Below are 12,604 nucleotides of genomic sequence, written 5' to 3'. Positions count from 1 at the left end.
CCGCGCAACGGCCCGTTGGGCGGCTCGGCGGCTCGCGCTCAGTCGGCGACGCGCTCCACGCGGGACAGGAGGCACCCGGGCCGCGCCGTGTGGATGTTGACGAAGCGGGTGCGCGGATCGTCGAGGGCGCGGCGGAGCGGAATCTCGACCTCGCCCCCGGGACAGACCTGTCCGAGATCGTAGAGGCAGAGATGGTCCGCGTCGTAGGCACGGACCGAGACCAGCGTGTTCGCGCGGACGATCGGCGCGAGGCCGTCGACCGTCTCGGCGCGCGGACACGCGTCCGCGTGCAGGAAGATCGGACTGGGTGTCCAGTAGATCCCGCGCGGCTCGGGCAGATCGTAGGATCCGAGCAGCATGGTCTCGCCGGGCCGGCCGAGCTGCAGGCAGTGTCGGCAGGGAAAGCCGCCATCCGCCGTCGCGACGACCCGACGGACCGGGTTGCCCCGGTCGTCCAGGCCGGTGGCGCGGAAGCGGAGGGCGGTCTCCGTCGGGATCGGAACGCAGCGATAACGGCTCATGGTGCACCTCCGGGACGGGCCCTAAGCTCCGCCCCGGCCGGCCGCATCCCGCTTCTTGCTGCGCAATCCGGAACGCTCCGCGGCCGCCGCGGGCGTCTCAGGCCGGAGTCGCGTCGCCGGCCGTTAGGGCGTGGCAGTACACCTCGACCGCGCCCTTGCCCTTCAGCGTCACCGCGCCGATAGGCCGGACCTCGCGCGGGTCCGGCAGGCGCGCGAAGGCCTCGCGCGACAGGTGCAGCGCGCACCCGTCGCCGAGGCCCGCGAGCCGGGCGGCGACGTTCACGGTGTCGCCCCACAGGTCGAAGGTGAACTTCGTCCGGCCGACGATGCCGCCGACGACCGGCCCGATGTGGATGCCGCCGCGGATCCGCCAGCCCGGCTCGCCTTCGGCCGCGATCGCCATCATGTCGGCGGCGCAGCGGATGGCGGCGGAGACCGGATCCTCGTGGGGCCGCAGCAGGTTGGCCGTGGCCATGAAGGCGTCGCCGATCGTCTTGATGTTCTCCAGGCCGCGCGCCTGAGCGACCACCTCGAAGGCTTCCGCGAGGCGCTGGATCTCCGCGACGACGACGTCCGGGCTCTGGTCGTGGCACCACGTGGTGAAGCCGACGAGGTCGATGAACAGGACCGCGACGTCGCCGAACAGCCGCGGCTTGACCTGCCCGGTCTCCATCAGCTCCGCCACCGCCGAGACCGGCAGGATGGCGTGCAGGAGCTCGTCGGCGCGCTTGCGCTCGCGCTCGATGGTCCGCAGATGCGCCACCTCGCGGTCGTGCGCCCGCTTCCGCTCCAGGCAGGACCGGACGCGCGCCTCCAGGATCACGGGCTCGAAGGGCTTCGGCAGGTAGTCGAAGGCGCCGAGCTCGATGCACCGGACGATGCTGCCGATCTCCATGAGGGCGGAGATCATCACGACGGGTGTGTGGCGCCACGCCTCGTGGGCCTTCATCCGCTCGAGCACGGCGTAGCCGTCGAGCGCCGGCATCATCACGTCGAGGAGCACGAGGTCGAAGGGCTCCTCGCTCAGCCGATCGAGGGCCGCCCGCCCGTTCGCCGCCCGCACGCTGGCGTGGCCGAGGAGCTCCAGCTCCTGCTCCAGCAAGTCGAGGTTGAAGGGCTCATCGTCGACGATGAGGATGCGGGCTGGCTCCACGGGTCCTCCCTTCCTGGCGTGAGACGGCCGCGCTCAGCCGAGCCAGTGCTGCAGCTTGGCGAAGAGCAGGTCCTCGTCGACGGGCTTGGTCATGAAGTCGTCGCAGCCGGCGGCCCGGGCGCGGTCCTCGTCGCCGGTCATCGCGTTGGCGGTGATCGCCATCACGGGGATCGCGGCGGTGGTCGCGTCGGCCTTGATGCGGCGCGTCGCCTCCCAGCCGTCGACGAGCGGCAGCGACAGGTCCATGAGGATGAGATCCGGCCGGTGCGCGATCGCCATGTCCACGCCGGCGGCCCCGTCGACGGCGATCAGGATCTCGTACTCGTCCTCGAGCAACTGGGTCAGCAGATCGCGGTTGAGCGCGACGTCCTCGACGATGAGAATCCGCTTCATGGGCCGGTCCCGGGCGTTGCGGGCCGCCACGGGCGGGCCGTTGCCGACCTCATCGGTCACCGTCGGCGGTCTCGGTCTCCAGGACCGGCAGCACGCGGCGGACCTCCCGGACCAGGGCGGCGCGATCGAGCCCGCCCTTGTCGATCAGTCCGAGCACCCGCTCCCGGAGCATGCCGCGCTCGGCGGGATCCAGGGACGCGGCAGTCAGGACCACGACGGGGATCGACCGGGCGGCGGGATCCGCCTGCAGGGCGTCCAGGAAGGCGAGGCCGTCCATCCGCGGCATGAGCAGGTCGAGGAGGATGACGCTCGGGCGGGCCTGCGCGATGCGCTCCAGGCCGGCCGCCCCGTCGGCCACCCAGTCGACGGTGCAGTGCTCCGAGTCGAGCAGCTGGCGCACGAGGTCGGGCACGTTCGGATCGTCGTCGATCACGAGGACGCGCTCGTTGTCGGGGGCGATCCGCGCGAGAGCACCGATCAGGGCCTCCCGCTCGAACGGCTTCACGATGTAGTCGGTCGCGCCGAGCCGGAAGCCGAGTTCCTTCTGGTCGACGATGGAGATCAGCACGACCGGGATGTCCCGGGTCAGGGAATCGGTCTTCAGCGCGTGCAGCACCTGCCAGCCGTCGGTGCCGGGCATCATGATGTCGAGCGTGATGGCCCGCGGCTGCAGCTCCCGGGCCTTCATCAGCCCTTCCTGGCCGCTCGCCGCGCCGACGACCGTGTAGCCGGCATCGGCGAGGTTCTCCTTCAGCAGGTAGACGACGTTGGGATCGTCGTCGATCGCGAGCACGACCTTGGCGCCCGAGCGCGGCGCGGTGACGGCGGCGGGCGCCGGCTTCGGGGGCGGCGGCACCTCGGCGCCGCCGGCGATCCGCGGCGGGATGGTGAGCGTGAAGGTCGAGCCCTCGCCCTCGCGGCTCTCGACGCCGATCCGGCCGCCGAGCAGGCGCGCGAGCCGGTGGCTGATCGCGAGCCCCAGCCCGGTGCCGCTGTGGGACCGGGTCGCGCTGTTGTCGACCTGGTGGAACTCCTCGAAGATCGCGCTCAGGGCGCCCGCCGGGATGCCGATGCCGGTATCCATCACGGCGAACTCGATGCCCTCATCGACCGAGCGGACGCGGAGCGTGACCGATCCGGCCTCGGTGAACTTGATGGCGTTGCTGAGCAGGTTGATCAGGATCTGCCGCAGCTTCTCCTCGTCCGTGCGCAGCATCGGGGGCGGGTCCCGGACGTCCCGGACGAGGCGCACGCCCTCGTTCTTGACGAGGGGCTCGACGGTGCGGAGGCACAGGTCGAGGACCGGCTCCAGGGCGAAGTCCGAGGGCTTCACCTCCATGCGCCCAGCCTCGACCTTGGCGAGGTCGAGGATGCTGTTGATCAGCGAGAGCAGGTGCTCGGAACTCGCCAGGATCTTCTCGAGATTCTCGAACTGCTTGACCGGCAGGACATCCTTCGCCCGCCGCATCACCAGCCGGGTGAAGCCGATGATCGCGTTGAGCGGGGTCCGCAGCTCGTGGCTCATGTTGGCGAGGAAGCTGCTCTTGGCGCGGCTCGCCTCCTCGGCCGCCTCCTTCGCCTGACGCAGGCTCTCCTCGGCCTGCTTGCGCTCGATCACGCGGCCGAGTTGCGCGCCGATGTTGCTCATGACCCGGAGCAGCGAGGCGTCCGGCGGGGACGCCTCGCGGGCGAAGAACTCCAGCACCGCGACGACGTCGCGCCCGACCGTCACCGGAAAGCCGAACCCGGCCCGGATGCCGTGCTCGACCGCCGCCGGCGCGCGCGGGTCCGCGGCCAGCGTCGGGTCCCCGACGCTCCATTCTGGCGCGCCCGAGACGAGAACGCGGCCGGCCAGGCCCGATCCGGCGGCCAGCGACGTGGCGGCCGTGGCGGCCTGGAATCGCGCGACCTCCGCGCCGGGGTCGCAGTGCCAGATGCCGGTCGGGAGCAGCGTCCGCGTCCCGTCCCGGGCCAGGATATGGGCGTGACCGACGGGCCAGCCGGCGTGCTGCGCGACGCGCTCGAGGCAGAAGCGCAGGGCGTCCTCGACCGTCGGGGCCTCGTTGGCGGCCGCGGCGGCGGCCTGGAGGAGCTCGACGAAGGCGGTCTGCTTCTGCAGCGCCAGCTCGGCCTCCTTGCGCTCGGTGATGTCGCTCCAGGACTCGACCACCTCGACGGGCTGGCCCGTCGCGTCCCGCAGGAGGCGCTGCTCGTCCCGGACCCAGCGATAGGTGCCGTTCGCGTGCAGGAACCGGTACTCGATGACGTTGTGCCCGTCCGCGAGCAGGTGCGGGAACTCGGCGAGCACCCGGTCCCGGTCGTCGGGGTGAAGCCGCTCCAGCCAGAATTCCGGGCCCGCCAGGTAATCGCCGGGCTCGTAGCCGAGGAGGTCGCGCACGTTCTCGCTGATGAAGGTCGGCGCGTTGCGGCCCCCCACCTCGAAGCTGCAGATCATCGACGGGGACGCGGTGAGCAGGTAGGTCAGCCGCCCCTGCGTCGCCTGGAGCACCTGCTCGGCGCGCTTGATCTCGGTCACGTCCGTGTAGACCGCGACGACGCCGCCGTCGTTGGTCTTGCGCTCGTTGACCTGGACCCAGCGGCCGTCGACGCGCTGCTGGAGAAGCGGACCGCGCGGCGCGCGGTAATGGGCGACCCGCTCGGCGACCCAGGCCTCGACGCTCATCCCGTCCGGCCGTACGACGCAGGTCTCCGCGACGGCGTTGGCGATGGCCTCGAAGGTCACGCCGGGCACGATGATGGCCGACAGGCCGGGATGGAAATCCTGGAAGTGCCCGTTGCACAGGACGAGGCGATCGTCCGGGTCGAACAGCGCGAAGCCCTCCGAGCTGCTCTCGATCGCCTCGACGAGCTTCTGCTTGGCGACCCCGGCCTCGTCGAGAGGCCCGGCGCTCCGGCTAGGGCCGGCGTCGGCGGCCCGACCTGTCTCGCTGGGTGATCCGGCCGGCGCGTGGGACATACCTCGAACCACTCCGACACCGACGCGCCAGGGGTGACGCCTTGCCCTGCCAAGCCTGATCTGCGCGATGCCCGAGGGCGCGCAATTCATTATTCGGCACCGTCGCATGGTCTATTTTGCGGATCAAGCTGTACGGGAATCGCTGTCCCGCCCCAGTCACGGGCTCGCCGTTCGTTGCCCGGTTCGTCGCCCGTCCGCCGGGTTCGCGCGTCCAATCCCGTCCGGAACGCATCGGTGCCATGTCTCGGCGCGGCGTGGCGGCACGCCGAGAAGGTGTATCTTCCGTGAAAACGGAGGAAACGATGGCTTACAAGATCACTTTTCGCCGCGGAAAACGCGAGAGCTTCACCAAGCTGTGGCCGTGCGACCTCGAGGCGGCGACGGCCTACGCGCTCGCGCAACTCCCCCTGCAGCAGCGCGAGAACGGGGCGACCTCGGTCACCGTGGTCTGCGAGCGGACCGGCGAGGTCGTGTTCAACTCGACCGAGCAGCCCGAGGTCGCGACGGTCTAGGGCGTCGCCCGGCCTCGGACCGGACTCTCCCTGAGGGGCTGCGTCGTGCCACCGGATCCCCTCCGTGCGCCCGAGCCCGTCCCGCCTCGACGGGCCGCGCCGACCCGGAATCCGGCGCCTGCGATTCACGGCCCTGCGTCCCGCACGCGCGATCCGCGCTTTCTGGCGCTGACGGACGCGCCGGCCCCCATCCTGATGACATCCCTATGCCGGACGCCCCGCACGCGTCTTGGTCCCTCACGGCCGATGCGGACGTGGTCGCGCCATCGGGCATCAGCCCGGATGGAGCCTCCGCATGCCGACCGTCCGTTACATCCTCGCCGAGTGCAGGGCCGACCGCGTCTTCGCGCTGATGGTCGTCGCGCTCGGCGGGTGGTCTGCCGTGTCCCTCGCGCTGCTCGCGCTGAACGTCTTCGAACCCCTGCGTGTCCAGTGAGCGCCGGAGCCGCGCCACCCTGTCGCGGCGACGCCGCGCCACCGTCCGGCGCGACCCCCCCGGCGCTATTCATCCAGCCGCTGGCGGGCCGCTGCCGCGTCTGCGGCCTCGCCTACGGCGGCATCCTCGGCCGCGAGGCGGGGGTGATCCGGCTCGACCGCGCAAGGTGGCGCCGTCTCTGCCCGGGCGCGGCGTGGCTGACCGTGCCGGCCGCCTGCGCGGGTCTCCGGGCCAGCTTCGGCGAGGGCGCCGGATCCTAATGCGGCCCTTATAAACTCCCGCCCGGTCCTCGCTCGAACCCTAACGCGGTTCCCGGCGACACTGCTGGTCGGCCAAGGCCGGCCGCGGAGCCTCCGCGGCCGGTCCGCCGAACCGGACCCGACCACCATGCTCGACATCGTCTTCCTCGCGGCGGGGCTCGCCTTCTTCGCCGCGGCGGCCGGCTACGCGGCCGCCTGCGACCGGCTCTGAGAGAGGCCGCCATGACCCTCGACCTCGCCCTCGGCGCCTGCGTGACCGCCGGCCTCCTCGTCTACCTCACCTACGCCCTCGTCCGCCCCGAGCGGTTCTGAGCGGCCCTGACGGATCTCCCCCCATGACCCTCAACGGCTGGATCCAGATCGCGCTGTACTGCGCGGTCGTTCTGGCGCTCGTGAAGCCCCTCGGGTCGTACATGACCCGCGTCTTCACCGGTGAGCGCACCCTCCTCTCGCCCGTGCTCGGACCGATCGAGCGCGGGCTCTACCGAGTGTCCGGCATTGATGACCGCCAGGAGCAGCACTGGCTGGCCTATACGGGCGCGGTCATCCTGTTCCACGTGCTGGGGTTCGCGGTGCTCTACGCGATCCTGCGGCTGCAGGCGGTTCTGCCGCTGAACCCGGCCGATCAGAGCGCGGTGGCGCCGGATCTCGCGTTCAACACGTCGACCAGCTTCATCACCAACACCAACTGGCAGTCCTACGGCGGCGAGACCACGCTGTCGTACCTGTCCCAGATGCTGGGCCTGACCCACCAGAACTTCCTGTCGGCGGCGACCGGCATCGCGGTCGCGGTGGCGCTGATCCGCGGGTTCGCCCGCGCCTCCAGCGGCACGATCGGCTCGTTCTGGGTCGATGTGACCCGCGCGACCCTCTACGTGCTGTTGCCGATCTGCGTCCCCTACACGCTGTTCCTGGTCTGGCAGGGCATGCCGCAGACCCTCAGCGCCTACGCGGACGCCACGACGCTGGAGGGTGCCAAGCAGACCATCGCGCTAGGCCCGGTCGCGAGCCAGGTGGCGATCAAGATGCTCGGCACCAACGGCGGCGGCTTCTTCAACGCCAACGCCGCGCACCCCTTCGAGAACCCCACCGCCCTCTCGAACTTCGTCCAGATGGTCTCGATCTTCGCGTTCGGCGCCGCGCTGACCAACGTCTTCGGCCGCATGGTCGGTGACGAGCGCCAGGGCTGGGCGATCCTCGCGGCCATGGGTCTGCTCTTCGTGGCCGGCGTCGCCGTGACCTACTGGGCGGAAGCCAACGCGACCGGCGTCCTGTCCCAGCTCGGGCTCACCGGCGGCAACATGGAGGGCAAGGAGGTCCGCTTCGGGATCAGCGCCTCGGCGCTGTTCGCGGTGATCACCACCGCGGCCTCCTGCGGCGCGGTGAACGCGATGCACGACTCGTTCACGGCGCTCGGCGGCCTGATTCCGCTGCTCAACATGCAGCTCGGCGAGGTCATCATCGGCGGCGTCGGCGCCGGCCTCTACGGCATGCTGATCTTCGTCATCGTGGCGATCTTCGTGGCGGGCCTGATGGTCGGCCGCACCCCAGAATACCTCGGCAAGAAGATCGAGGCGAAGGAGGTGAAGATGGCCATGCTCGGCATCCTCTGCCTGCCGCTGATGATGCTGGGCTTCACCGCCCTGGCGACGGTGGTGCCGGCGGGCCTCGCCGGCCCGGCCAATGCCGGCCCGCACGGCTTCTCGGAGATCCTCTACGCCTACACGTCGGCGGCGGCCAACAACGGCTCGGCCTTCGGCGGGCTCACGGCCAACACGCTGTTCTACAACAGCACGCTCGCCGTCGGCATGTTGGTCGGCCGGTTCTTCGTGAAGATCCCGGTGCTCGCCATCGCGGGCTCGCTCGCGGCCAAGAAGACGGTCCCGGCCTCCGCGGGCACGTTCCCGACCCACGGTGGCCTGTTCGTCGGGCTGCTGGTCGGCGTCGTGCTCATCATGGGCGGCCTGACCTTCTTCCCGTCGCTCGCGCTCGGCCCCATCGTGGAGCACTTCGCGGGCGCCGCCGGCCAGACCTTCGCGACGGGGGGCTGAGATGCCGCGCGCCTTCCCCGCCCGGCGCGTCCCGCGCCACCACCTCGCGCTGCACCGCCCTCCTCTGCGGCACGACCGCGGCGGCGCTCAGCCCCCGCGGACCTCCGACCTCATCCTGGCGCTCCTCGGCGTCGTGATGCTCGGCGGCTTCGCCCTGCTGGCCGCCTACGCGCTGACCCTCGGCGCCGGGGGCTGAGCCCCTCCGTCGTCCTCGCGAGCACAGCGGAGCGACCCTGGGTCGCTTCGCTCCGCTCGCAAGGACGGCAGCCTCACTTCAATCTCTCCTCCGGACATCTCCCATGTCGCGTCAGACATCATCCCTGTTCAGCGCCGCCCTGATCGGGCCGGCCCTCCTCGGCTCGGTACGAAAACTCGATCCGCGGGCCATGATCCGAAACCCGGTCATGTTCGTGGTCGAGGTCGTGGCCCTCCTCACCACCGTGCTGTTCGTCCGCGACCTCGTCACCGGCGGCAGCGACCTGCTCTTCTCGGGCCAGATCATCCTCTGGCTGTGGTTCACCCTGATCTTCGCCAACTTCGCCGAGGCCCTCGCGGAGGGTCGCGGCAAGGCCCAGGCCGACAGCCTGCGGCGCACCCGCACCGAGATGACCGCCAAGCGCCTGACCGGCCAGGGCCGGGCCTTCGAGACCGTGCCGGGCACCTCGCTCAAGGTTGGCGACATCGTCCTGGTCGAGGCCGGAGACCTGATCCCGTCCGACGGCGAGGTGATCGAGGGCGTCGCCTCCGTGAACGAGGCGGCCATCACGGGCGAATCCGCCCCGGTGATCCGCGAATCCGGCGGCGACCGCTCGGCGGTGACCGGCGGCACGCAGGTCCTCTCGGACGAGATCAAGGTCCGCATCACGGCCGCGGCCGGGTCGACCTTCGTCGACCGGATGATCGCCCTCGTGGAGGGCGCCTCGCGCCAGAAGACGCCGAACGAGATCGCCCTGAACATCCTGCTCGCGGGGCTGACCATCGTGTTCGTCTTCGCGGTGGCCTCGATCCCCAGCTTCGCGAGCTACGCGGGCGGGTCGATCCCCGTCATCGTGCTGGTCGCCCTGTTCGTCACGCTGATCCCGACGACGATCGGCGCGCTGCTCTCGGCGATCGGCATCGCCGGCATGGACCGGCTGGTCCGCTTCAACGTGCTCGCCATGTCGGGCCGCGCCGTGGAGGCGGCGGGCGACGTCGACACGCTGCTCCTCGACAAGACCGGCACGATCACCCTCGGCAACCGTCAGGCGACCGAGTTCCGCCCCGTCCGCGGCGTCACCGCGCCGGATCTCGCCGACGCGGCGCAGCTCGCCTCGCTCGCCGACGAGACGCCGGAGGGCCGCTCGATCGTGGTGCTGGCCAAGGAGAAGTACGGCATCCGCGCGCGGGACATGGGCGGCCTCAACGCCACCTTCGTGCCGTTCACCGCGCAGTCGCGGATGTCGGGCGTGGACCTTCAGGGCACGTCGATCCGCAAGGGCGCGGTCGACGCCGTCATCAGCTCGGTGTCGGGCCAGCCCATCGCCGCGCGCGGTTCCAACGTCGCCCTGGCCGTCCGCCCCGAGGCCGAGGCCGGCGTCGTGACCGAGATCCGCGCCATCGCGGAGGAGATCGCCAAGGCCGGCGGCACGCCGCTCGCCGTGGCCAAGGACGGCCGCCTGCTGGGCGTGGTCTACCTCAAGGACATCGTGAAGGGCGGCATCCGCGAGCGCTTCGCCGAGCTGCGCCAGATGGGCATCCGCACGGTGATGATCACCGGCGACAACCCGATGACCGCGGCGGCGATCGCCGCCGAGGCCGGCGTCGACGACTTCCTCGCCCAGGCCACCCCGGAGGACAAGCTCGCGCTGATCCGCAAGGAGCAGGCGGACGGCAAGCTCGTCGCCATGTGCGGTGACGGCACCAACGACGCTCCCGCCCTCGCCCAGGCCGATGTCGGCGTCGCCATGAACACCGGCACCGTCGCGGCCCGCGAGGCCGGCAACATGGTCGACCTCGACAGCGACCCGACGAAGCTCATCGAGATCGTCGGCATCGGCAAGCAGCTGCTGATGACCCGCGGCGCGCTGACGACCTTCTCGATCGCGAACGACGTGGCCAAGTACTTCGCCATCATCCCGGCGATGTTCCTCACGCTCTACCCGCAGCTCCAGGCGCTGAACGTCATGCATCTGGCCTCGCCGCAGAGCGCGATCCTGTCGGCGATCATCTTCAACGCGCTCATCATCGTGGCGCTGATCCCGCTGGCCCTGCGCGGCGTCACCTACCGGGCCGTCGGCGCGGCCGCGCTGCTGCGCCGGAACCTCCTGATCTACGGCCTCGGCGGCGTCCTCGTGCCCTTCGTCGGCATCAAGGCCATCGACCTCGCCGTCAGCGCCCTCCACCTCGCCTGAACCGGTCCCCGGAGACCTGACATGCTCACCCAGCTTCGCCCCGCCTTCGTCCTGCTCACCGCCCTGACGGCGATCACCGGCCTCGCCTACCCCCTCGCGATGACGGGCCTCGCCGGCGCCATCTTCCCCGCGAAGGCCGCCGGCAGCCTGATCGAGCGCGACGGCACGGTCGTCGGCTCCAGCCTGATCGGCCAGAACTTCACGGGTGCCGGCTACTTCCACGGCCGGCCCTCGGCGACGACGGCGCCGGACCCGTCCGACGCCTCGAAGACGGTGCCGGCGCCCTACAACGCGGCGAACTCCTCGGGCTCGAATCTCGGCCCGACCAGCGCCGCCCTCGCCGAGCGGGTGAAGGGCGATCTCGACGCGCTCAGGGCCGAGAACCCGGATGCGCCCGTCCCGGTCGACCTCGTCACGACCAGCGGCTCGGGCCTCGACCCGGACATCTCGCCCGAGGCCGCCTACTTCCAGGTTGCCCGCGTCGCCAAGGCCCGCAACATCCCGGCGGACAAGCTGCGCGCGCTGGTGTCGTCCCGCATCGAGGCGCGCACCCTCGGCCTCCTGGGCGAGCCGCGCGTCAACGTGCTGGCGCTGAACCTCGCGGTCGACGATCTCGCCCGTCGCTGAGGCGCGCCCGACAGCGGCACGGGATGACACATCGTCAGGCCGGGCCGCTGTCGTTCGGCCTGACGGACACGACGCCGGGGGGTTCGACAGCTGGGGCGGACCCCGAAGCTGCGCTGCGGATCCCGCATCGTCATCGCGAGCGGAGCGATGCGATCCAGCCGCGCCGCGCTCACCGGCGTCCCGCTGCCCTGGGTTGCTTCGCTCCGCTCGCGATGACGCGACGAATCCGCGATGTCCGCGGCGTTTTGCTAAGATGGCGATCATGCCCGAGCCCGGCCGCGACCCGACCCGCCCCTCCCCCGACGCCCTGCTCGAAGCGGCGCGCCGGGAGGAGCGGACGCGCGGCCGGCTCAAGGTGTTCCTCGGCGCCGCCCCCGGGGTCGGCAAGACCTACGAGATGCTGACCGTCGGGCGGGCGCGGCTGAAGGCGGGCCTCGACGTCGTGGTCGGCGTCGTCGAGACCCACGGCCGGGCCGAGACCGAGGCCCTGCTCGACGGCTTCGAGACGATCCCACGCCGGTCGGTGCCGTATCACGGCACCGTCCTGCAGGAGATGGATCTCGACGCCCTGCTGGCCCGCCGGCCGGCGCTGGCGCTGGTCGACGAGCTCGCCCACACCAACGCTCCGGGCTCGCGCCACCCGAAGCGCTACCAGGATGTCGAGGAACTGCTCGACGCCGGCATCGACGTCCTGACGACGCTCAACATCCAGCACGTCGAGAGCCTCAACGACGTGGTGGCGTCGATTACCCGCATCCGGGTGCGCGAGACGGTGCCGGACGGCGTCCTCGACCGGGCGGACGACATCGAGGTGGTGGACCTCAACCCCGACGACCTGATCCAGCGCCTGAAGGACGGCAAGGTCTACGTCCCGACCCACGCCGAGCGCGCGCTCAAGCACTACTTCTCCCGCGGCAACCTGACGGCGCTCCGCGAGCTGGCGCTCCGGCGCACCGCCGACCGGGTCGACGACGAGCTGCTCGGCCACATGCGGGCCAACGCGATCGCCGGTCCCTGGGCGGCGGGCGAACGCGTGCTGGTCTGCGTGAACGAGGATCCCCGCTCCGCCGGCCTCGTGCGCCACGCCAAGCGCCTGGCCGACCGCCTGCACGCTCCCTGGACGGCGCTTTCCATCGAGGGCGCGCGGGCGGCGGCCCTGAGCGAGGCCGAGCGCGACCGCATCGCCGAGGCGCTGCGGCTCGCCGACCGCCTCGGCGGCGACGCCGTCACCCTGCCGGGCGGGCGCCGGGTCGCCGACGGCGGGCTCGGATCCGCGGGCGCGGC

The 12,604-nt window shown here is 71.3% G+C and carries 12 protein-coding genes and 1 pseudogene; 9 read left to right on the top strand and 4 right to left on the bottom strand.

The annotated features are described in order from the left end of the window. Nucleotides 1–38: 38 nt before the first annotated feature. The 4 genes from ACLBYE_RS04420 to ACLBYE_RS04405 all read right to left on the bottom strand — a co-directional run bounded on the left by ACLBYE_RS04420 (nt 39) and on the right by ACLBYE_RS04405 (nt 5,044). Entirely contained in the window at nt 39–521 is a 483-nt protein-coding gene (locus ACLBYE_RS04420; RefSeq protein ID WP_447693199.1) for a DUF1203 domain-containing protein, read from the bottom strand. A 97-nt stretch (nt 522–618) separates the two neighbouring features. After that, on the bottom strand, nt 619–1,674 hold the full coding sequence (locus ACLBYE_RS04415) for an adenylate/guanylate cyclase domain-containing protein (protein WP_447693198.1): 1,056 nt from the start codon (nt 1,672–1,674) through the stop codon (nt 619–621). A 33-nt stretch (nt 1,675–1,707) separates the two neighbouring features. Next, complete coding sequence (locus tag ACLBYE_RS04410) at nt 1,708–2,067, bottom strand: response regulator (protein WP_026604690.1); 360 nt, start codon at nt 2,065–2,067, stop codon at nt 1,708–1,710. 49 nt (nt 2,068–2,116) lie between these two features. Next, nucleotides 2,117–5,044: a response regulator gene (locus tag ACLBYE_RS04405; protein WP_447693197.1), complete on the bottom strand. Its 2,928-nt coding sequence runs from the start codon at nt 5,042–5,044 to the stop codon at nt 2,117–2,119. Nucleotides 5,045–5,346: 302 nt separating this feature from the next. On the opposite strand from ACLBYE_RS04405, the gene ACLBYE_RS04400 reads away from it, so the two are divergent. The 9 genes and pseudogenes from ACLBYE_RS04400 to ACLBYE_RS04360 all read left to right on the top strand — a co-directional run. Beyond that, a complete protein-coding gene (locus ACLBYE_RS04400; protein ID WP_447693196.1) occupies nt 5,347–5,556 on the top strand; it encodes a hypothetical protein in 210 nt (69 codons plus the stop codon). A 295-nt stretch (nt 5,557–5,851) separates the two neighbouring features. Further along, on the top strand, nt 5,852–5,992 hold the full coding sequence (locus ACLBYE_RS04395; protein WP_447693195.1) for a hypothetical protein: 141 nt from the start codon (nt 5,852–5,854) through the stop codon (nt 5,990–5,992). Beyond that, nucleotides 5,989–6,252 (top strand): hypothetical protein, encoded by a 264-nt coding sequence (locus tag ACLBYE_RS04390; protein WP_447693194.1) that lies wholly within the window; start codon nt 5,989–5,991, stop codon nt 6,250–6,252. The genes ACLBYE_RS04395 and ACLBYE_RS04390 overlap by 4 nt, the downstream gene beginning before the upstream one ends. Nucleotides 6,253–6,474: 222 nt before the next feature. Beyond that, complete coding sequence (locus ACLBYE_RS04385; RefSeq protein ID WP_020091582.1) at nt 6,475–6,564, top strand: K(+)-transporting ATPase subunit F; 90 nt, start codon at nt 6,475–6,477, stop codon at nt 6,562–6,564. Nucleotides 6,565–6,587: 23 nt separating this feature from the next. Further along, nucleotides 6,588–8,303: a potassium-transporting ATPase subunit KdpA gene (gene kdpA / locus ACLBYE_RS04380; protein ID WP_447693193.1), complete on the top strand. Its 1,716-nt coding sequence runs from the start codon at nt 6,588–6,590 to the stop codon at nt 8,301–8,303. A gap of 1 nt (nt 8,304) precedes the next feature. Further along, nucleotides 8,305–8,499: a hypothetical protein gene (locus tag ACLBYE_RS04375; protein WP_447693192.1), complete on the top strand. Its 195-nt coding sequence runs from the start codon at nt 8,305–8,307 to the stop codon at nt 8,497–8,499. Between the two features lie 103 nt (nt 8,500–8,602). Beyond that, on the top strand, nt 8,603–10,693 hold the full coding sequence (gene kdpB, locus ACLBYE_RS04370; RefSeq protein WP_447693191.1) for a potassium-transporting ATPase subunit KdpB: 2,091 nt from the start codon (nt 8,603–8,605) through the stop codon (nt 10,691–10,693). A gap of 21 nt (nt 10,694–10,714) precedes the next feature. After that, nucleotides 10,715–11,320: a K(+)-transporting ATPase subunit C gene (locus tag ACLBYE_RS04365; RefSeq protein ID WP_447693190.1), complete on the top strand. Its 606-nt coding sequence runs from the start codon at nt 10,715–10,717 to the stop codon at nt 11,318–11,320. A 262-nt stretch (nt 11,321–11,582) separates the two neighbouring features. Then, nucleotides 11,583–12,604, top strand: a pseudogene (locus ACLBYE_RS04360) (two-component sensor histidine kinase); the annotation flags it as partial.

It is taken from the genome of Methylobacterium sp. A52T, assembly GCF_053346095.1.
Note: the sequence above shows the minus strand (reverse complement) of the source record. Positions and strands in the feature narration are given on the sequence as shown.

Bases quoted from the DNA above. Each gene is read 5' to 3' on its own strand.
- ACLBYE_RS04385 (WP_020091582.1), top strand. From the start codon at position 6,475: ATGACCCTCGACCTCGCCCTCGGCGCCTGCGTGACCGCCGGCCTCCTC.
- ACLBYE_RS04395 (WP_447693195.1), top strand. From the start codon at position 5,852: ATGCCGACCGTCCGTTACATCCTCGCCGAGTGCAGGGCCGACCGCGTC.
- ACLBYE_RS04410 (WP_026604690.1), bottom strand. From the start codon at position 2,067: ATGAAGCGGATTCTCATCGTCGAGGACGTCGCGCTCAACCGCGATCTG.
- kdpA (WP_447693193.1), top strand. From the start codon at position 6,588: ATGACCCTCAACGGCTGGATCCAGATCGCGCTGTACTGCGCGGTCGTT.
- ACLBYE_RS04405 (WP_447693197.1), bottom strand. From the start codon at position 5,044: ATGTCCCACGCGCCGGCCGGATCACCCAGCGAGACAGGTCGGGCCGCC.
- ACLBYE_RS04420 (WP_447693199.1), bottom strand. From the start codon at position 521: ATGAGCCGTTATCGCTGCGTTCCGATCCCGACGGAGACCGCCCTCCGC.
- ACLBYE_RS04375 (WP_447693192.1), top strand. From the start codon at position 8,305: ATGCCGCGCGCCTTCCCCGCCCGGCGCGTCCCGCGCCACCACCTCGCG.
- ACLBYE_RS04400 (WP_447693196.1), top strand. From the start codon at position 5,347: ATGGCTTACAAGATCACTTTTCGCCGCGGAAAACGCGAGAGCTTCACC.
- ACLBYE_RS04365 (WP_447693190.1), top strand. From the start codon at position 10,715: ATGCTCACCCAGCTTCGCCCCGCCTTCGTCCTGCTCACCGCCCTGACG.
- kdpB (WP_447693191.1), top strand. From the start codon at position 8,603: ATGTCGCGTCAGACATCATCCCTGTTCAGCGCCGCCCTGATCGGGCCG.